Origin of the sequence: Micromonospora sp. NBC_01699, from assembly GCF_036250065.1 — a bacterium.
GTDB lineage: Bacteria > Actinomycetota > Actinomycetes > Mycobacteriales > Micromonosporaceae > Micromonospora_G.
Window position 1 is genome coordinate 1,920,487 of record NZ_CP109199.1, and the last position, 18,387, is coordinate 1,938,873.

Below are 18,387 nucleotides of genomic sequence, written 5' to 3' on the forward strand. Positions count from 1 at the left end.
GAACAACAATGCGCTCCCAACACGCTGCACAGTGTTCAACCCAGTTGGCTGCTCGGACCGTCTCCGCCCGGCCTGCGACCGCTTGTGCTGTCCCTGGTCAGCGTCGTAAACCGTTTCTTGACGTACTCGCGCACCAGACGACGGTGCAGCATCAGCGTGCCGTAGGTTTGCTCGACGATCCACCGCTTCTTGACCGGCACGAACCCAGGCATGGTGTCGGATCGTTTGACGACCTCGACATCGATGCCCAACACCGCGCCGTGGACCGCCAGGTCCTGTTTGAACCCGGCGTCGACCCAGGCGTGGGTCACCGTCGGCGTGTGCTCGGCGACCTTGTCCAGGAGCTTGATGCCGATCGCGTTGTCGGTGGCCGACGCCGCGGTCACGACCACGGCGATGATCAGGCCGACGGTGTCCACGGCCAGGTCCCGTTTACGGCCCGGCACCTTCTTACCGGCATCCTTACCGGTCGTGGCCGCCGGGACGTGGTTCGCGGCCCGCATCGACTGGGTGTCCACCGCGACCGCGCTCGGGTCCTCCGCCCGACCGGCCTTCTCCCGCGCCTGGCCGCGCAGCAGGTCATGGATCGTCTGGTCGGTGCCGTCGTCACGCCACAACGCGAAGTAGTAGTACGTCGCCGACTTCTGCGGCAGGTCATGCGGCAGGTACGCCCACTGGCAGCCGGTCCGGTTCTGGTAGAGGATCGCGTTCACGATCTCCCGCAAATCCTGTTCGCCGTGACGACCCGCGACCGAGACACGCGTGACCCGCCACGTGTCCAGGAACGGCCCGATCAACGCCCACTGCTCGTCGGTCACGTCACTCGGGTACGGCTTTCGATCACCCATGACCAGCCAACGCCGCAGCTACGAGCCAGGTCGCGACCGGGGTTCATCTTTCATACCATCGAATGATCACCATCTACCGCGAACCCGTAGAACGATCACCGCACAGACCCAACGCATAGATCAACCAAAGCGTTCCGAACCGCCCTCTGATCCGCATCTTCGGCATTACCGTTACCACCGCGATGCGCTTTGTACGGGCCGCCCACCCCGAACGCTGCTCAGTACCTCCCCGCTAAGGCGCTGTTTGCGGCCGACTTGGCATTTGCCGCGCCCAGCGCGGCGACAATAACCGGCAGCGCGACGAGCAGTGCGATGGCACGCAGCCCACCGGCGATCGGGTACCCCGCTCGCACCCCGAATTCGTGCGCGACGATGCCCCCAGTCAGCGCACCGAGCGGGATCAGTCCCCAACCCAGCATCCGGTAGACGCCGTTGACCCGTCCCAGGAGCTCCGATGGCACGAGCTGCTGTCGCAGGCTCACGGTCACGATGTTCCACAGGGTGGTGAAGAACCCGTTCAATGCCAGCAGTGCGCCGAGCGCGATCGCATCCGGACTGAGCCCGATGCCGGCGAAAATGAAGACGTTCGCCACGAGCGCTGTGAGCAGCGCGGGCAGCGCCCCGATCCGCACGACGATCCGGGCGTTGACCAAGCCTCCGAGCACGCTGCCGATCGCGGCACCGGCGAGCAAGAGGCCGTAGCTGCGCGTGCTCAGGTGCAGCGTCTGCGTTGCGAGCAGGACGAGGGTCACGTTGCCCAAATGAAAACAGAAGGTGTTGACGCCGAGCAGCAGTGCGAGGGTGCGCAGCAGGCGATGCCCGGTAAGCCAACGCAGGCCGTCCGCGATGGCCGTGCGCAACGGCGGGTGCTCGGTTCGTGTCCGCCGACGGCGCGGCAGGGTCGCCAACAGCGCGGCGGACAGGGCGAACGAGGCTGCGTCCAGGCCGAACGGCAGTGCGACGGCGACGGCGAACGAGATGCTGCCCAGGGGCGGGCCGACGAACGTCTGACCGACGGTGGTGACGGTGTACAGATTGCCGTTCGCCTTGTGCAGCAGGGATTTCGGGACGATCTCCGGCAGGATCGCCTGCGACGCGATACCGAACACCACGTCACAGCAACCGAGCCCGAACGCCATCACGGCCAGGACGGGAATGCTCAATTCACCGACTGCAGCCAGTACCGCCACGATGCCGACGAGGGCCGCCTGGATCGCCTGGGAACGCCACATCAGACCGACCCGGTCGTAGCGGTCGACGACCGCCCCGGCCGGAATTGATAGAAGTAGCCACGGCAGGTACGTCGCGGCAGCAAGGATCGAGACCAGCCGCGGGTCGTGGGTGATGGTCAGAGCCAGCAACGGGATGGCCGCGGCGAACACACCATCGCCGATATTGTCGATGGCCGCCGCCCACCATAGGCGCCAGTAGGAAGCGGACAGTCGAGGCTCGGAAATCGTCGCGGTCACGACAGAGATCGTCTGATGCCGGTGGTCGCCTGGACACCATTTAGCCGCCGGCTACATAATCGCAGAGTGCCGCTGACTCTGGACCTCAGCGTCGCCGACCTGGCCAGTACCCGGTTTGCGATCTCGCCCCTGTCCGAGACCATCTCAGGTCTGCAGCAACTCGGGGACCCCAGGCTGCAGGAGACCAACCTGCGCTGGATGCGATGGGCATCGGACGAACTCGCCGCCCGACCACTCGGGCTGTCCCGCACCTGGCCGCTGATCGTCAACGATCGGCCGCACTGGCCACAGTTTCTTCTCCCCGCCCCGATCGGCGCGGGGAGGACGATCGACGACGACCTCGCGGCGATGCGACGGACCACGGCGCGCCAGGTTCGCGACAGCCTGCAGCGGGTGTTCGGCGACGATCTCCCGGACGGTGCGGTCGAACTCGCCGCGCATCCCGCCGCCGAACTTCGGGCGATCGCCACCGAGCTGCGCGAGGCGCACGACCGGCTGATCGCGCCGTACTGGTCACGTATTCGGGCCGTCCTCGATGCCGACATCGCGTACCGCGCAAAGCAACTCGCCGCCGGCGGCGCGGCAAGGTTGTTCGCGGATCTGCATCCAGATCTGCGCTGGCACGATGGGCGGTTGACGCTCCAACGCTGGCGCAGCGATCGCATCATGAACCCGGCCCCCGGCGGTCTGGTACTGCTGCCCGTCGTGCTGGGTACCGCATACGTCCTGATCAAGGGGAACACGACGACGCACACGACGGTGCGCTACCCGGCGCGGGGCGTCGGCGCGCTCTGGACGGCAGGAACCCGCCCGGCGAGCGGGAGCGCGGTTCGCCTGCTCGGGCGGCCCCGAGCTGAACTGCTTGAGGCGTTGCGGTCACCCGCGACGACCACCGACCTCGCACGCGCGCTGAAAGTGTCGCCCAGCGCGGTGTCACAACACCTCAGTGTCCTGCGCGACAGTGGCCTGGTCGTAGGCGAGCGGACCGGGCGTAGCGTGCTGTATTTGACCACTGAACGCGGCCTGGCTTTGCTGGATCCGAAGCCCCGATAGTTCGACTCGAACCATCCCGTCATCGGGGATGCGGCGCCACGTACTGATGAGGCCGACGGTGCTGGAGATGGTCTGCGTACGTCCTCACATCCCCTGGCCCCGCAGCCCTCAACCGAAGCGGCTGGCGCCTGCAGGCCGCCGCGGAGGGTCGTCAAGATCGGCCTGCCTGCGCATGCTGCCCGACCCCGGACAGCCTGACCCTTGCGGCTCCATCATCAACAACACGGACACGACCGTCCTCGGTTGGAAGCCACAGGACCAGCTCGGCATGCGGACGGTGGGACGCCACCAGGGTCAGCCGGCGACTGCCCAGCCGGCCCCGACCCTGCCCCAGACCAAGCCACTCCTGACGCCGCACCGACACCCGCACATCGCTGCCTTCCCAGGCCGGCCCCAGCGTGAACAGCGTGCAGCGGTGCTGGCGCGCCTTCGCCGCCAGCCGGCGCGCCAACTCACCCGGCACCTGCGTCGACGTGGCGACCAGCACCGCGTCCATGCCAGTCACCAGGGCCCCGACCGCATCCGCCCACGCCGCGCCGGTCTGGGGAACCAACGCCAGCGCCTCCAGCCGGATATCCAACTCCTGGGCGGCAACGCAGCCGAACGAAGGGACATTAACCACGCCGCACCAGCCACCCCCGCCGCTGACACCCCAGCCAGCATCATCATCGCCAACAACGACCGGCCGACCTCTCCCTCGATCGCGACCACCGCGCCACGCCTCAACCGACCCCGAACAGCGGCTACATCGGCGCCAGCAGCGGCAGGCGATCATCGACCGCCCCACGACGATCCGTCTCCCGCAGCACTGCCCGGAACCGCGCGATGTCAGCCATCCCGACCTCGCACCGGCACCACGCCAGCACGGCGACCCGAACGGCCGCCCGGTATCCCACGAACCCGCGCCGAACACCGCACCGGAGCACTAACGTGATGCGGGTCTATGATGCTGTAATGGGAGGTCAGGCGGTGCAATATAACGTGAAGCCCATTTATGTAGGGGATTCCCTGATGCCCACCCACTTGCGTATCAGTGCCTACGGAAGTGGTGGGCTGAAGGTTGACCCATTTGACATTCCCAATCCGGCGGCGATGTTTGGGGTCGGAGATGAAGACTGGTGACAAGTTTGTTTGAGTCTCTCGTTGCCGTCGTGACTCCGCCTGAAACTCCGACCGCATCATTCCGTGAGTGGGATGAACTCGGTCGCCGTCTGGGTGTAGCGGTCCCGGTCGACTATCGCCTGCTGGTGGAGGCGTATGGCCCGGGTGTGTTCGACGACTTTCTGCATCTGCTGCAGCCGAAATCCCGGTTCGAGGCAATTCGGCTAGTCTCGTTCGCGGGGGCTTATAGGGAGCGGCTCCGGAGCCAGTGGGTCAGCGGTCGATCTCTTCCCTATGATCCGGATGAGTTGCTGCCGGTGACCAAAACGGAAGATGGCGATATTATTTGCTGGGTGATGCAGCCCTGTGACGTGCCCTCGGTATGGACTCTCGTCGTTAATCATCCAGGCCGCACTGAATGGCTGTCTTTTGATGGCGGTCTTTTGGCTTTCCTTGTCGAAGTATACTCACGGCAGCTGAGGTTGCCCTTCTTTCCTGACGACTTTCCGTCGGCGAGGCCAAGTTTTCAACCCTACTAACCTCGGCCTTCGGTATGGGCTGTTCAAGGAGTGGATCGGAAACGAAGAAGGGCCTTCTGATCAGGGAAAATAGGGCTTGTCGAGAGTCCTGTTTACCCGCCACGGAAGGCACTTGCTGAGTGAAGGCTACGGCAACACTTCCGAAGATCATGGCGACCGGAGACGGGCGGGGCGTCGCAGGTGCCGGTCCTGCGTCGCCGGCACGCGGCGGAGGCAGACGCCGCTCGGAAGGCGGCGCCCGACGTCGGCTGGTTGGTAGTTGACCTGTACCGGCCAGAGGTCCCGCGCGGCGACCGGGAGGTCCACGTGGTGCTGGACAACCTGTCCACCCACACCACCCCCGAGGTCATGACCCAATGCCGTTCAGTTAAGGATGTTTGGGCAGGCCAGTTGCGGTGTTGGCGGGTTGGGGTGGCGGGTGGTTCGGTCGGTGGGGCGTTTGACGCGGTAGGAGTTGTGTCGGGCGCGTTTGATGACGCGGGGGCAGGTCCGGTCGCGGCGGGGTGGGTTGGGCTGGTGGCGAATCTCGTCGAGCGCGTCGGTCAGGGCGGTGTAAAGGTGTTCAGGGGGTGATGGCCGCCTGGTCGGTGACCTGGCGGCGCGTGACCCGGAGGCCTTTGATGAAGGACATGCGGTCGGGGTCGTAGCCCGCCGGGTCAGCGGCGTCCAGCAGGAGGGCGCGGATGGCGTAGTGGGCCAGTAGCAGTCCCCACATCTGTTGTTCGACCAGGTCCGGGGTCTTCGAGCGCAGGACTTCACCGCGTCCGCGTAGGTCCGTCTTGATCTCGTCCAGCGCGGATTCCTCTTCCCAGCGTTGGTGATACGCCTCGGCCAGGGTGAGGGCGCCGATCTCGTGCGGGTCGGTGATCGTGGTGATCACCACGATCAGGTCACCATCGAGGTTGCGGTCCGGGACGGTGTACTCGACCACCCGTACCCGGCGAGCCAACTCGGCGGGAACATCGTGGCCGGCTTTTGCCTGTTCGGCCAGCCGGGCCCGGCTGGCGGCGCTCAGCCCGGCTGTGTAGATCAGCGCGTGGTAGGAGCCGTCCGGAAGCCAGCTCAGGTGCCCGACCGACACCGACGCGCCGATCCGCCAGGCCAGGTCCGCGCCGGTGCCCGCGAACCGGTTGAACAGGTCGTAGGAGTACAGGCCGGCGTCGGCCATCACCAGCATGCCCGGCCCGACCGTGCTGGTCAGATCGGCGGCCAGGGTGCGCTCCCCGGTGCGGCAGCTACCCAGCACGGCACCGACAATCGCGTGGCTGCCGCACTCGGCGATGGCGGCGAGGTGCAGTTTCGGATACGCCGACGCTTTCGGCCCGGAGCCCATCCGGCCGAACCGTTCGGCATTGTCCGAGGTGTCGGCCACGTCGAAGCTGGTCGCGTCGATCGCCATCAACCGGCGCCGGGCCAGCCACGCGCCCTTGGTGCCCGAGGTCGCCAGAGGCACCGCGGCCCGCTCGAACAGCGCCTTCATCGGCTCTGGCCCGAGCCGTTGTCGGGCCTGGGTGATCGCCGACTTGGTCGGGACCTGCCAGTCGTCGTCCCACGAACCGAGTGCGCGCAGGTTACCCACCAACCGGCGCATCACCTCGTCGTAGGACTCGGCGAAGAACAAACCCATCGCGATGACGTAGCGGATCATCACATGCGCGGGCAGCCGCCTCGACCGCTTCTCCCGCCGCTCGGTGCGGTTGAGGACCTCCTCCAGCAGGTCACGCCCGAAACGGGCCGACACCACACCCAGCCCGATATGGTCGGTCAACCGGCCCCACGGCCGTTGCGCTGTCTCTACCACCGCTGACGTCACGGCCAGCCACCGTACCGCCCTCCACAACCGACGTCAGCTCACCACACTGACCTCAGCAGACGCCCTAACTGAACGGCATTGGGTCATGACCTGGCTGGAGGCCAACCCGAACGTGAGGTTCCACTTCACCCCGGTCGGCTCCAGTTGGATCAACCAGATCGAGACCTGGTTCGGCATCATCACCCGCCAGTCCATCCGCCGCGGCACGTTCTCCTCGGGTCGACAACAACGGCAAATAACCAAACCAGGATCACGCGACACTAGGCTGGCGGCGGGCGCGAGAGCCTTTCAAGCATCTCGGGCGTCTCGTGGAATCAAGGGCACTCCGATTCGGTGGCAGGGATTCAAGGGCGCGGTCAGATGGAGTTTTAAGGCGAAATGCAGGTGGTAGTGGTGGGTCGAGCGGGTGCAAGGCTACTGCCCCTGGTGACCACGTTGCGTGGCTGGTTTATGCTAATTTGCGTAGGGTCATCGACCTGGTTGGTTCGAGAATTTGCTCCTGGGGAATGGCTGATTTGGATTATCCGACTCATTCTTACTCTCGGTAGCGGCTTCGCCGTACTGTTCGTCGTCCCTCCCTACTTCGATGAGGAAAGCGAGACTAACGTCCCCGAGTAGCGGTGGTAGGGCTGCTGATGTGGGGCGGGGTTGGCGCTGAAAGTGCTGGTTGTTGTACCCGTGCAAGGTCGGGGTCTATGGCTGGACGGTCATAGGCCCCTGTACCGTCCCTAAACTCGTTCGACGGCGGTGACCTGGTGTTTTGGAGATCCGCTCAGGATGCCCGGTGGTACTCGTTGATCATCCCGCCGAGTCGTCGTCGGCGTCGTACGGGCTTGTCCATGGGGATGGTGGCGACGGCCGGGTCGTGGTTGGGTGGGCGCTGCTGTCGTCCTTGGTGTGGTCGGTGGTTGTTGAAGTGGTCGATGTACTGGCTGACCACGGTCAGTGCGTGTCGCTCGTTGTAGATCAACATGTGGTCGGTGCATTCGCCGTGGAGGTTGCGGCGCCAGCGTTCGATGAAGCAGTTCGCTCTTGGCGTGCGGGGCGGGGTCTTGATCACGGTGATGCTCTCGGCGGCGAGCACTGCGTCGAAGGCGGCGGTGTGCTTGGCGTCGCGGTCGCGGATGAGGAACCGGAACGGGTTGGCTCGCTTGCCTAGGTCCATGGTGAGGGTGCGGGTTTGCTGGGTCCCCCATGGCCCGGTGGGGTGGGCGGTGATGCCGAGGAGGTGGACCCGTCGGGTGGCCATTTCCATGACGACCAGCAGGTACAGGCGCCGCAGCAGGACCATGTCCAGGTGGAAGAAGTCGATGGCCAGCAGGCCAGCGGCTTGGTTGTGCAGGAAGGTACGCCAGCTGGTGTCGTGCTGGCGGGGCGGCGGGCTAACACGGCGGCGGGTCAGGGTCCGTCGGATCGTGCCGTTCCCGATCCGATAGCCGAGCCGCTGTAGTTCGCCTTGGATTCGGCGGTGTCCCCAGCGAGGGTTCTCGCGGGCCAGCCGTAGTACCAGGTCCCGGATCTCGTTGCTGACCGGTGGCCGGCCGGGTCGGTTTGGGTAGGTCCAGTGGCGTTTTACCAGCCGGCGGTGCCAGTTCAGCAACGTGGCCGGGGTAACGATCCGATGTTCCCGTATCCGGAGGGGCAGCAGGCGGGCGAGGGCGGACAGGATCGCCCGGTCCGGCCAGGACAGCTGCGGCCGACCGGGGACCTGCCGTCGCAGCACCGCTACCTCGTGCCGCAGCACGAGAACCTCGACCACCAACGCTCTGTCGCCGCGGATCAACAACCCCAGTCCACTGAACAGGCAGATCATTCCCAGGTATAGCAATCGCATGGTCATACGAGAGATCATTAGCCCGAGCCGAGAACTCCCAGCTCACAGCACGTGCGACGAGTTATGGCACGGAACAGCCGTCGCGTAGGTGCGCCGTCGAGGTGTGCGGCTTGTCGAGCCAGGTCGGGTTCGTGTGCTCGGTGGCAGAACTTATGCCGGACCTCTCACGGTCGAGCGGACAAGGGCGTGTCCTGTGTGAGGGTTTTGACCTGTGGTCAGTGATCATGTTCGGGTGGTAGGGCAAGGTGAGTTGACCGACAGGGCTTGGGCGCGGATCGAGCCGTTGCTTCCGCCGGTCGCGGGTCGGGGCCGTAGCCCGAGCGTTACGGGCCCTGGAAGACCGCGCATGAGCGGCTGCGCCTCTGAACAGCCGATGGTACCTGGGAACACATCCTCGACGAGGTGTTCGTCAAGGACGACTCCGTCGGGAACGTGGAGTGGTCCTTCAGTGTCGACTCGACCTCGGTCCGGGCCCACCAGCACAGTGCGGGGGCCCGGGAAAGGGGGCTGTACCACCGGGTGGGTCGAGGACCTCGCCGTCGACGGCGACGCCCTCGGGCGGTCCCGCGGCGGGCTGACCAGCATGATTCATCTCGCGGTCGACGGGCGTGGGTTGCCGATGTCGGTGATCCTGACTCCGGGCCAGGCCGGGGACAACCCGCAACTGCTCCCGTTGCTCGACCAGATCGCGGTGGGCCGCGACGGGCCTGGCCGGCCGAGGAAACGGCCCGAGCGGGTGCTGGCCGACAAGGGCTACTCCCATCCCTCGACCCGGGCGGCGCTGCGCGAGCGCGGGATCGCGTTCACCTGTCCGGAGAAGAGTGACCGGATCGCCCGCCGCCCGCCGCAAGGCTCAGGCGGGGGCCGCCCACCACGATTCGATCCGAAGGTGTACGCCGACCGTAACGTCGTCGAGCGCTGCTTCAACCGACTCAAACAGTTGCGCGCCCTGGGCACACGCTACGCGAAGCGCGTGGCCTACTGCCGGTCGGAGATCATCGTCGCCATCGTGTTGTGGCTGCGTACCGACTTACAGGACACGCCCAAGGCGGTGGCCCGGTGGTGACCAGGTGCGCTGTCGATCCGATACCGCCGCCACCAGACACTCTGCCCGACGAGACCACCGACAGGAAGAGTCTGCGCAGTGAGCGGATGCTCGGTTCTACGGCATGTCCTGCGTCCGCGCTGGCTTCACGATGTCGATCGGAACCGCCGCGATCACGTAGTCCTCGGTCAAGTCCGGTTGTACATCGACCGTCGCGTCGTCACCGACGTAGCGGACGAAGAACACGGTCTCTCGTAGCCGATCGGCATCGTAGCCCGCCAGGCTGGCGGGCAACTCGCCCGCGAGTCGCACTTCGTCTCCCGGCAGTATTGCGGCACCCGCCGCAGCCTCACCACGTTGGATATTCGAGATCATCTGTATGAGGATCTCCAACGGCTCGGTGTCCGTGTCGTAGTGCACGAGGTGGCCGGCATGACTGAAGATCAGACTAGCTTCGGCCCTGCTCAATTCGGTCAGCGCCTCGACCGCGCCAGGCGCCAGCGCGGAATGCCCCGAGGCGCCAAGCTGGGCCGCCAATGCCTCGATCAAGCGATCCACAACGCTGTCCGCAGCCTCAGACATCACGCGGCAAGTGTATGACCGATGATCGGCATCTCCGGACGGCAACCTGACTGCTTACATGACGCTGCGTAACGCGCGGATCGCGGCAGATCCGGAAATTCGTCTCCGCGTTTCGACCGTCGATCCCGATACAGGCAGAAGCAAACGAATCTTCCCGGGTCGAGCTCGCCATGTCAGGATGGCGGGCGTGGAACATGAAGCTGTTGACATCGCTGACAAGTTATCCCGCTTCTCGCAGTACTGGTCGCCAAAGGTGGTAGCGCGGCTGAACGACTACGAGATCAAGGTTGTCAAGGTGCGCGGGGAGTTCGTCTGGCACACGCATGAGGACACCGACGAGCTGTTTCTTGTGGTGAGCGGGGAGCTGACCATCCAGCTGCGGGACGGCGATGTGGTCCTGCATCCGGGTCAGCTGTTCGTCGTGCCCCGAGGCGTCGAGCATTGCCCTGTCGCCGAGGGAGAGGTGCATGCGCTTCTCATCGAGCCGGCTGGCGTGGTGAACACCGGCAGTGCAGGCGGCGCGCTAACTGCCGTTCACGATGCCTCGTTGCTCTGATCAGGGAAAACCACGTCAATGCCAAGGCTCGGCCAGACGCACGCTCATCGACACGTCAGAACTTCCTGTGGAACGTAGGCGGCCAGGATCCGGAACGCGCGCTCACGGCCATGAAAGTGAGTTGCGAGGCGCCGATTCGGGGCGCGGACCGGGGTTGCCTGAGAACGTGGCCCCGAGCACTTGGCGAGGACCGTATGGCGCCTGCCGATTGGGTCGTCCCCGGCTCCGTCCTGCTCACCTCCCGCCTCGGCGGGGAAGGTCTTGGGCTATGGGACAAGGAGCCAGCGACCGCGCTGGCCGCCGCTGGCGACCTTGGCGTACGCCACCGCCGCGTCTGTCAGCGAGACGGTGCCGGCTATGCGGAGTTGGAGCAGTCCGTCGGCAGCGAGCTGGAGCAGCTTGCCCAGTGCGGCACCGTCGGGCTGGGTGACGACTGACTTGATCTGGATCCGCCGTACGGCCTGGGTCGACTGTCCGGGATAACCGACGTACACGCCACCGTCGCGCACCGCTGGGATCGCCTCGTTCTCCATCGCGGCGGCGTCGAGCACGACGTCGTATGCCGGCCCTGGGAGTTCGTTGACGACCTGCTCGGCGCCGGCGTTGCTGACGAAGTCCACGTCACCTGTTCGGGCGAGCCCGGTGACCCGCCAGCCGGCCCGGGCAGCCAGGGCGACGGCATATCCGCCCACGGCACCGGCCGCGCCGGTCACCAGCAGGGTCCGCCCCTCGGGCGGGCCGAGGAGGTCGAGCCCCTGGCGTGCGGCGAGCGCGTTGAGCGGTATCGATGCCGCGGTCAGCGGGTCGAGATCGACGGGCACGCGGGCCGCATCGGCGGCCGCGACGACAATGCTTTCCGCGTGCGCCCGGCTCGGGGCGGCGGGGTCGCGATCGAGGGCAGCTACCCGATCGCCGACGGCGAAGCCGTCGACCTTGGCGCCTGCTTCGATGACGGTCCCGGTGAGGTCCGAGCCCAGGCCGGTCCCGCCACGTAGGCCGAACACGGCCCGGCCCCGCTCGGTTGCCAGGAAGACGTCGATCGGGTTGACGGCGGCCGCACTGATGCGGATCCGCAGGTCAGCAGGGCCGAGCGGTGCGGGCTCGACGTCGGTGAGTACCGGCGTGTCAGCCCCGGCACGAGTGATGAGTGCGCGCATTCGGTTCCTCCTGCGTTTGTTTGCCACACCACCTTCGGTGACCTACATTCTTTTGGGAAGTAGGCACTTTGGAGTGTGGTGCGCACCTGGAGGTACGTCGTGGCGGCATCCGCCCAGCAGCCGAAGCCGCAGTTCAACGCCTTCGCAGCGAGCTGCCCCAGTAGGCGCCTGCTCGATACGATCGGCGACAAGTGGGTGAGCCTGCTGATAGTCGCGCTCGGCCTGCGCGGTCCGCTGCGTTACTCCGAGCTGTCCTCGCAGATCGCCGGGGTGAGCCAGAAGATGCTCACCCAGTCCCTGCGCCGGATGGAGCGCGACGGCCTGGTGACGCGCACGCTGACGCCCTCGGTGCCCGTCCGAGTCGACTACGAACTGACCTCGCTCGGCGAATCGCTTCTTGGAGTGATGAGTCACCTCAAGGAGTGGGCCGAGGTACACATGCCCCAGGTGGAGGCGGCCCGGGCAACGTACGACGCGGCCATCGGTTGATTCGAGCGCTCTCGACGTAGCCGCCCGGTGTATCGAGGCCGCCCCAGGCGAATACCAATGGCGCCGGCGATGCGCGGGTGCATCCGCTGGCCGCTATGCCCTGCCCATCCTCACCGATATCGGCCGGGACACTGTCGTCGACGGGCGCGCCTGGCCACGTCGCGGATGCCTGCGGCCTTGCCATCGACCGCTCACGAAGGCACAGGTAGCGTAGCTCGCGGCCATCGGCGATTGGATCAGGCACGTCGTCGACCCCAACGACGAATGCCCCAAAATCCCTAACTGCGTAATCTCTGCTGCTACGGGACAGACCTGGCCCACGACGCGGACGGGGCATACGGCTCACTCCGACCGCTAGGTCTTCACCGCCGGTCCGGATTTGATGGCGGAACATCCGCTCATCGGCAAGTCCGGAAGCCCTACTCTTGCGGCCATCGTCGGACGGCACCATGTCCAGACTGGCGACCCGCTATGCCGCCGTGGTAGCACCCGCTGATCCCTGGTCAGTCGCCCTGCGCGGCTCGATGCAAGCTGCGCTTGCTGGCTCCGGACTGGGCCGCGTCGTGCTCGGGTTGTCAGGACCGCGCGCTAGCATCGCCGCGATCGCCAACGGGGTGGAGGACGCCATGGCCCAGGACGACGTCGCAACGTTTGTCGACAGGGATCTGCGAGGTGCGCGGTTCGACAGGTCGACGCTGGCCGGCGCGGTGATGCGCGGCGTTGACGTGTGCGGGCTCGATATTGATGCACCGTGGCTGGCCGAGGGTGCACTCCTGGTCAACGGTGTCGACGTTGCGCCGCTCGTCGAGGCGGAACTCAACCGGCGGTTCCCCGGGCGCGAGCTGAGGCAGGCCACGGACCCGAACGGCCTCCGCACGGCGTGGGTGGCTATCGAGCGGGCCTGGGCGGCCGCGGTCGACCGGGTCGTGTCCATGCCCGAGGGTGCCTCGGACGTCTCGATCGACGGCGAGTGGTCGTTCACGCAGACGCTGCGCCACCTCGCGTTCGCCACCGACGCATGGCTGGGCAAGGCGATCCTGCGCCTGCCGCAGCCCTTCCACCCGCTCGGCCAGCCACACGCCGAGTACGAGGCTGATGGCTTTGACATTTCGATATTTGTTACGGAGCAGCCGACTCTCACAGAGGCACTTCATGCGCGTGCCGAGCGGCAGGCCATGGTGCGGCATTTTCTCGCGACCGTCACGCCGGAGTTGCTCGCCGAGCCTCGGCCCGCCGCATGGTCGCCCGAACACGAGGAGTCGGTCCTGCACTGCCTTCACGTGATCTTCGACGAGGAGTGGGAGCACCTCCGCTTCGCGCTGCGTGACCTCGACTCGCAGGACCAAGGCCCAGTGTTCAGAACGGGCGTCCTCGCATGACACGACAGTCGCCTCACGCAACTCCCGGCAGATCAGGATGCCGCCGATTTAGCGGCCCGTTACGGAGCTTGGCCGCGCTTCACCGATGAGCACGCCCGGACAGCAGCAGAAGCGGATGCCGGCAAGTACATCGTGTGGCAACACACCTGGGAACCCCGATCTGCTCGTCGCCACACGGCATGATTGGCGTTCATGGGCGCCACCTGACCCTTCTGGATCTCCAGCGGAGGTCATGAGTCGTCGGTGAGTCATGCCTCCGGTGGATGGCGGCGGGGCCGCTGGTGTTGCCAGGTGATCTGTCCCGCCTTTTCGCGGGCGACGCATTCGACGAGCGATGGTTTCAGTCGCGGGCTACCGCGTATCCGAGGATCACGGCGGCAGACACGACAATGTGGCCGGGGGCGAGGTCCTGGGCTGTGGTGGCGGCAGCCTCGGCATGACTGCGGTAGCGGGCAGTGCCGGGCTGTTCTGGGTCAACGTCCTCGACGTGGACGACCGCGCCGACGCGGACGCCGGCAGCTTCGGCGTAGAGGTCGGCCTTCGCGCGGGCTGCGGCGACCGCCTTGCGCCGGGCCTCGGCCCGCAGTTCGCGCTTGGCGAGGACATCGAAGTCGACGCCCTCGATCTCGTTGGCGCCGGCCGCGACGACATCGACGAGTAGCGGCTCAACGTCGTCCAGCGCGCGTGACTCGACCGCGAAGGCAGCTTGGCACTGGTAGCCGACGAACTTACGTGCGCCGTCCACGTACTCGGTAGCGGTCTTTAGGTCCAACCGCGAACCCTCGACTGCCGCGTCGCTGATCGCGTGCGCCCGGAGCGCGCCACGCACGGCCCGTACGGCGGCGCGGGCCGCTTCGAACGCGGCGTTCGGGGTTTGCTCCACACGTACGACCTTGAACCGCACCCGTACGAGATCCGGGACGGCCTTCACACTCGCCGCACCGAACGTGGTGATTCCCCATGGTCGTTCCACCATCTGCATGACCGTCGATCCAACCAGATCGTCCGCGCCGCGTCGCACCGGCGGTGCACCTCCTGGTGAACACTGGCCCGACCGAACAGGACCTACAGCCCGTCACGGTCGAGGTTGTCGAAGCCGAGCGCCACAGCCGAGAAGTACCGCAAATACCCCGCACATGGCGGTGGCCGCGACCGGCTCGGTGCCACCCCGGACGAGATTGACGGTTGGCGCTCGGTGGCGCTCGGTCACCCGGAGGAGCTCAGAACCGTTCGCTTGCCGCGACGAATCTCGCGGTCGAGGGCCTCCGGAGAGGGTGCCGGCTGTACTGCCCGGCTGGTTGGGCGGTGGCGAGCCGGACATCCACGGCTGATGTCGACGTCAGAAGGCTCGGCAAGCAGTTGCACTTTATGCAACGATGCATTTAGTGTAATGGCGTGATGACGGCTACCGTGTCGCCCGACCGGCGGGCAGCGCTGAAGGCCCGGCACCGGCGGGCGATCCTCGACGCGGCCAAGGCCCTGATCGTCGAGGGCGGGACGGCCCGGTTCAGCGTTGACCAACTCGCCGAGCGGGCCGACGTCTCCCGGCGTACGGTCTTCAACCACTTCGTCTCCATCGACGACGTCGTGACGACCGTGTGCACCGAGGTCCTCGCCGTCGTGATCGACAACTTCCGTGCCCAGGTCACCGCGACACCTGCCGGAACGGGCAGCCGTACGGCGATGTTCGATACCGTCTCGGCGGCGCTGCGCGCCACCGACGTGGCTGGCACCATCACATTCCTCTGGCGGGCCCTCGGCGGGTTCGGCACGGGCGACCCCCGCCCGCACCAGATCGTCCAGGCGACGTTCTCGCGTACCACGGTCGATCTGGCGCGCGAGCTCGCGGATCGCAACGCTGATCTCGACCCGCTCGAAGCGGAGCTGCTGGTCAGCTCGCTCATGCATGGTACCGAGGTGATCGCGCAGCACTGGCTCGCGGCGACCGGCGCCGCCACTGACGAGGCGGCCAGGACTCTGTGGAACGAGCTCCTAGAGCGGCTGATCGAGAACATCCGCACGGGCTACTGACTTTCACCACCCCTCCGTTTCGAGCCGAAAGAGCATGCCACCATGGCCGAGTTGCTGTTCCGCGTCGGGCGTTTCTGCGCCCGACGCGCCTGGACGGTCCTGATCACCTGGATGGTGGTCCTGGGGCTGTCCACCACCGCCTACTTCGTCTTCGGCGGCGCGCTGTCGTCGCAGGTGACCATTCCGGGAACGGCGACCTCGCAGGTCATTGACCAGCTCGCGGAAAAGTTCCCGAGCGCCAGCGGGGGCAACGGGACGGTCCTGTTCCACACCGCCGACGGGTCGGCGTTCACCGCCGATCAGCGTACGGCGATCGGCGCGCTGCTGAAGAGCGTCGGCGACCTCGACGGCGTGGCCTCCGCCACCGACCCGTTCATCACCCAGCAGCAGCTGACCGAGCAGACCCAGCAGGTGCAGGGCGGCCAGCAGCAGATCGCCGCAGGGCGCGAGGAGCTGGAGCGGGCCCAGAATGCGGCGGACGCGCTTCCGGAGGCGCAGCGCAAGCAGCTCGACGCCCAGCGGGCGCAGCTCGACGCGCAGGCCGCCAAGCTGGAGCTGTCGCAGCAGTTGCTTGCCATGTCCTCGAAGATCCGCATGGTCTCGGTGGACGACACCACCGCGCTCGCCTCGGTCGTCTTTGACGAGGCGCAGATGAACGTCACGCCGGAGACCAAGGACGGCGTGGTCGACCATGTCAGTGCCGGCGTCCCGGCCGGGGTCGAGGCCGAGTTCTCCAACGAGATCACCCAGAGCGTGCCGCAGATCCTCGGCGTGGGCGAGGTCGCCGGTCTCGTCGTCGCCGCGATCACCCTGTTGGTCATGCTCGGCGCGCTCATCGCCGCCGCGCTGCCGCTGCTGACCGCCCTTGTCGGGGTCGGGGTCGGCGTCACCGCCTCGCTGGCACTGTCCGGCGCCGTCGAGATGCTGTCGATCACCCCGGTGCTGGGTGTGATGCTCGGCTTGGCGGTCGGCATCGACTATTGCCTGTTCATCCTCAACCGGCACCGCCGCCAGCTGCTCGACGGCGTCGAGCTGCGCGAGTCCATCGCCCTGGCGAACGGTACGTCCGGCAACGCAGTGGTGTTCGCCGGGGCGACCGTGCTGGTCGCGCTGCTGGCACTCAACGTCACCGGCATCGGGTTCCTCGGCATGATGGGCACCGTCGGCGCGATCTGCGTCGCCGTGGCCGTTGTCATCGCGGTCACCCTGACCCCGGCCCTGCTGTCGTTGCTCGGCTTGAGGATCCTCACCCGCAAGGCCCGCGCGAGCATCGGGCAGTCACCCGCCGGCCGGGTGCCGGCGACGCCGATGACCACCGGACGGGCGCTGCTCACCGCGGTTGCCGGTCTGGCCGTCCTGATCGTGCTCGCACTGCCGGCGCTGTCCATGCGGCTGGGTCTGCCGGACGGCTCGTCCGAGGCCGAGGACTCCACGCAGTACCAGGCCTACCAGCTGATCGAGGAGAAGTTCGGGGCCGGCGTCAACGGCCCGCTGTTGGTCGTGGCGGGGCTGCCGGCCGCGGTCACCGACGACGACACGCTCGCCGAGCAGGCCCGCATCGGCACCGCGATCCTCGGTCAGGACAACGTCACCGCCGTTGCCCCGATCGGCCAGTCCAGCGACAACACCCTGATCGCCTTCCAGGTCGTCCCCGCCGAGGGGCCGAACAGCGAGACGACCGAGCAGCTCGTACGCGATCTGCGGGAGCTGTCACCGCTCGACGGGGACGTCACGCTGGGTGTGGCCGGCAGCGCCAGCGGCAACATCGACATCTCCGAGCAGCTGTCCGACGCGCTGCCCGTCTACCTCGGTGTGGTACTCGGTCTGTCCTTGATCATTCTGATCTTCGTTTTCCGCTCGATCCTGGTTCCGCTCACCGCGACCCTCGGGTTCGTGCTGTCGCTGTTCGCCACGTTCGGCGGCATTACGGCGATCTTCCAGTGGGGCTGGCTCGGCTCGGTGTTCGGCGTACACGATCCGGGGCCGGTGCTGAGCTTCCTGCCGACCATCCTGATCGGCATTCTGTTCGGCCTGGCCATGGACTACCAGCTGTTCCTGGTCTCGGGCATGCGAGAGGCGTACGCCCACGGCGCGTCCGCCCGGGTCGCCGTCCGCCGGGGTCTGCACGCCGGCCGTACGGTGGTCACCGCCGCCGCGATCATCATGATCGCCGTCTTCGGCGGGTTCATCTTCTCGCACACCACCATGATCCGATCGCTCGGCTTCGGCCTGGCCTTCGGCGTGCTCGCCGACGCGTTCCTGGTCCGGATGCTGCTCATCCCGGCGGTCATGCACCTGCTCGGCCGCTCTGCGTGGTGGATTCCGCGCTGGTTGGACCGGATCCTGCCCAATGTTGATGTGGAGGGCGCCGCCCTGGAACGCAGCCATCCCATCACGCACGACTCCGTGGGCGACACGCAGCAGGAGCCCATCCTCACCCTGCGATAGACAGACCACCCGTAGCTTCTGGCTGGTGTAACCAACGAGTCCA

General features: G+C 66.7%; 15 protein-coding genes and 2 pseudogenes. 9 read left to right on the top strand and 8 right to left on the bottom strand.

Annotated features, from left to right (window positions below):
• Positions 1 to 35 precede the first annotated feature (35 nt).
• Positions 36 to 848: an IS5 family transposase gene (locus OG792_RS08665; protein WP_329108704.1), complete on the bottom strand. Its 813-nt coding sequence runs from the start codon at positions 846 to 848 to the stop codon at positions 36 to 38.
• A gap of 218 nt (positions 849 to 1,066) precedes the next feature.
• Positions 1,067 to 2,317 carry an MFS transporter gene (locus OG792_RS08670; protein WP_329108705.1) on the bottom strand — a complete coding sequence of 417 codons (1,251 nt, stop codon included), beginning with the start codon at positions 2,315 to 2,317 and terminating at the stop codon, positions 1,067 to 1,069.
• Between the two features lie 66 nt (positions 2,318 to 2,383).
• Here OG792_RS08670 and OG792_RS08675 point away from each other — a divergent pair, with 66 nt between their 5' ends.
• Complete coding sequence (locus OG792_RS08675) at positions 2,384 to 3,370, top strand: helix-turn-helix domain-containing protein (RefSeq protein WP_329108706.1); 987 nt, start codon at positions 2,384 to 2,386, stop codon at positions 3,368 to 3,370.
• A 151-nt stretch (positions 3,371 to 3,521) separates the two neighbouring features.
• On the opposite strand, the gene OG792_RS08680 is transcribed toward OG792_RS08675, so the two are convergent.
• Positions 3,522 to 3,992, bottom strand: coding sequence for a hypothetical protein (locus OG792_RS08680; protein WP_329108707.1), 471 nt, complete (start codon positions 3,990 to 3,992; stop codon positions 3,522 to 3,524).
• 529 nt (positions 3,993 to 4,521) lie between these two features.
• On the opposite strand from OG792_RS08680, the gene OG792_RS08685 reads away from it, so the two are divergent.
• Positions 4,522 to 5,010 carry a hypothetical protein gene (locus OG792_RS08685; protein ID WP_329108708.1) on the top strand — a complete coding sequence of 163 codons (489 nt, stop codon included), beginning with the start codon at positions 4,522 to 4,524 and terminating at the stop codon, positions 5,008 to 5,010.
• A 562-nt stretch (positions 5,011 to 5,572) separates the two neighbouring features.
• Here the strand turns inward: OG792_RS08685 and OG792_RS08690 are convergent.
• Complete coding sequence (locus OG792_RS08690) at positions 5,573 to 6,823, bottom strand: IS4 family transposase (protein ID WP_329106845.1); 1,251 nt, start codon at positions 6,821 to 6,823, stop codon at positions 5,573 to 5,575.
• Between the two features lie 82 nt (positions 6,824 to 6,905).
• Between OG792_RS08690 and OG792_RS34645 the strand changes: the two are divergent.
• Positions 6,906 to 7,040: pseudogene (locus OG792_RS34645) on the top strand (IS630 family transposase); the annotation flags it as partial.
• A gap of 555 nt (positions 7,041 to 7,595) precedes the next feature.
• Here the strand turns inward: OG792_RS34645 and OG792_RS08695 are convergent.
• Positions 7,596 to 8,663, bottom strand: a complete 1,068-nt coding sequence (locus OG792_RS08695) for an integrase core domain-containing protein (protein WP_329108709.1) — start codon at positions 8,661 to 8,663, stop codon at positions 7,596 to 7,598.
• Between the two features lie 226 nt (positions 8,664 to 8,889).
• Between OG792_RS08695 and OG792_RS08700 the strand changes: the two are divergent.
• Positions 8,890 to 9,723, top strand: a pseudogene (locus OG792_RS08700) (IS5 family transposase).
• Positions 9,724 to 9,819: 96 nt separating this feature from the next.
• Here OG792_RS08700 and OG792_RS08705 read toward each other — a convergent pair.
• Positions 9,820 to 10,284 carry a hypothetical protein gene (locus OG792_RS08705; protein WP_329111163.1) on the bottom strand — a complete coding sequence of 155 codons (465 nt, stop codon included), beginning with the start codon at positions 10,282 to 10,284 and terminating at the stop codon, positions 9,820 to 9,822.
• A 58-nt stretch (positions 10,285 to 10,342) separates the two neighbouring features.
• On the opposite strand from OG792_RS08705, the gene OG792_RS08710 reads away from it, so the two are divergent.
• On the top strand, positions 10,343 to 10,840 hold the full coding sequence (locus OG792_RS08710) for a cupin domain-containing protein (protein WP_329108710.1): 498 nt from the start codon (positions 10,343 to 10,345) through the stop codon (positions 10,838 to 10,840).
• A gap of 266 nt (positions 10,841 to 11,106) precedes the next feature.
• Here OG792_RS08710 and OG792_RS08715 read toward each other — a convergent pair whose 3' ends face one another.
• Complete coding sequence (locus OG792_RS08715; RefSeq protein WP_329108711.1) at positions 11,107 to 11,997, bottom strand: zinc-binding dehydrogenase; 891 nt, start codon at positions 11,995 to 11,997, stop codon at positions 11,107 to 11,109.
• Between the two features lie 78 nt (positions 11,998 to 12,075).
• Here OG792_RS08715 and OG792_RS08720 point away from each other — a divergent pair, with 78 nt between their 5' ends.
• Positions 12,076 to 12,486 carry a winged helix-turn-helix transcriptional regulator gene (locus tag OG792_RS08720; RefSeq protein ID WP_329108712.1) on the top strand — a complete coding sequence of 137 codons (411 nt, stop codon included), beginning with the start codon at positions 12,076 to 12,078 and terminating at the stop codon, positions 12,484 to 12,486.
• A gap of 449 nt (positions 12,487 to 12,935) precedes the next feature.
• Positions 12,936 to 13,865, top strand: a complete 930-nt coding sequence (locus OG792_RS08725; protein ID WP_329108713.1) for a DinB family protein — start codon at positions 12,936 to 12,938, stop codon at positions 13,863 to 13,865.
• A gap of 340 nt (positions 13,866 to 14,205) precedes the next feature.
• Here the strand turns inward: OG792_RS08725 and OG792_RS08730 are convergent, their stop codons facing one another.
• The gene (locus tag OG792_RS08730) at positions 14,206 to 14,886 is read right to left on the bottom strand and encodes an SIMPL domain-containing protein (protein WP_329108714.1); all 681 of its coding nucleotides are present in this window, start codon (positions 14,884 to 14,886) and stop codon (positions 14,206 to 14,208) included.
• Positions 14,887 to 15,263: 377 nt separating this feature from the next.
• On the opposite strand from OG792_RS08730, the gene OG792_RS08735 reads away from it, so the two are divergent.
• Both OG792_RS08735 and OG792_RS08740 read left to right on the top strand, forming a co-directional pair.
• Positions 15,264 to 15,896, top strand: a complete 633-nt coding sequence (locus OG792_RS08735; protein ID WP_329108715.1) for a TetR/AcrR family transcriptional regulator — start codon at positions 15,264 to 15,266, stop codon at positions 15,894 to 15,896.
• A gap of 42 nt (positions 15,897 to 15,938) precedes the next feature.
• Positions 15,939 to 18,344: an MMPL family transporter gene (locus OG792_RS08740; protein WP_329108716.1), complete on the top strand. Its 2,406-nt coding sequence runs from the start codon at positions 15,939 to 15,941 to the stop codon at positions 18,342 to 18,344.
• The last annotated feature ends 43 nt before the right edge of the window (positions 18,345 to 18,387 follow it).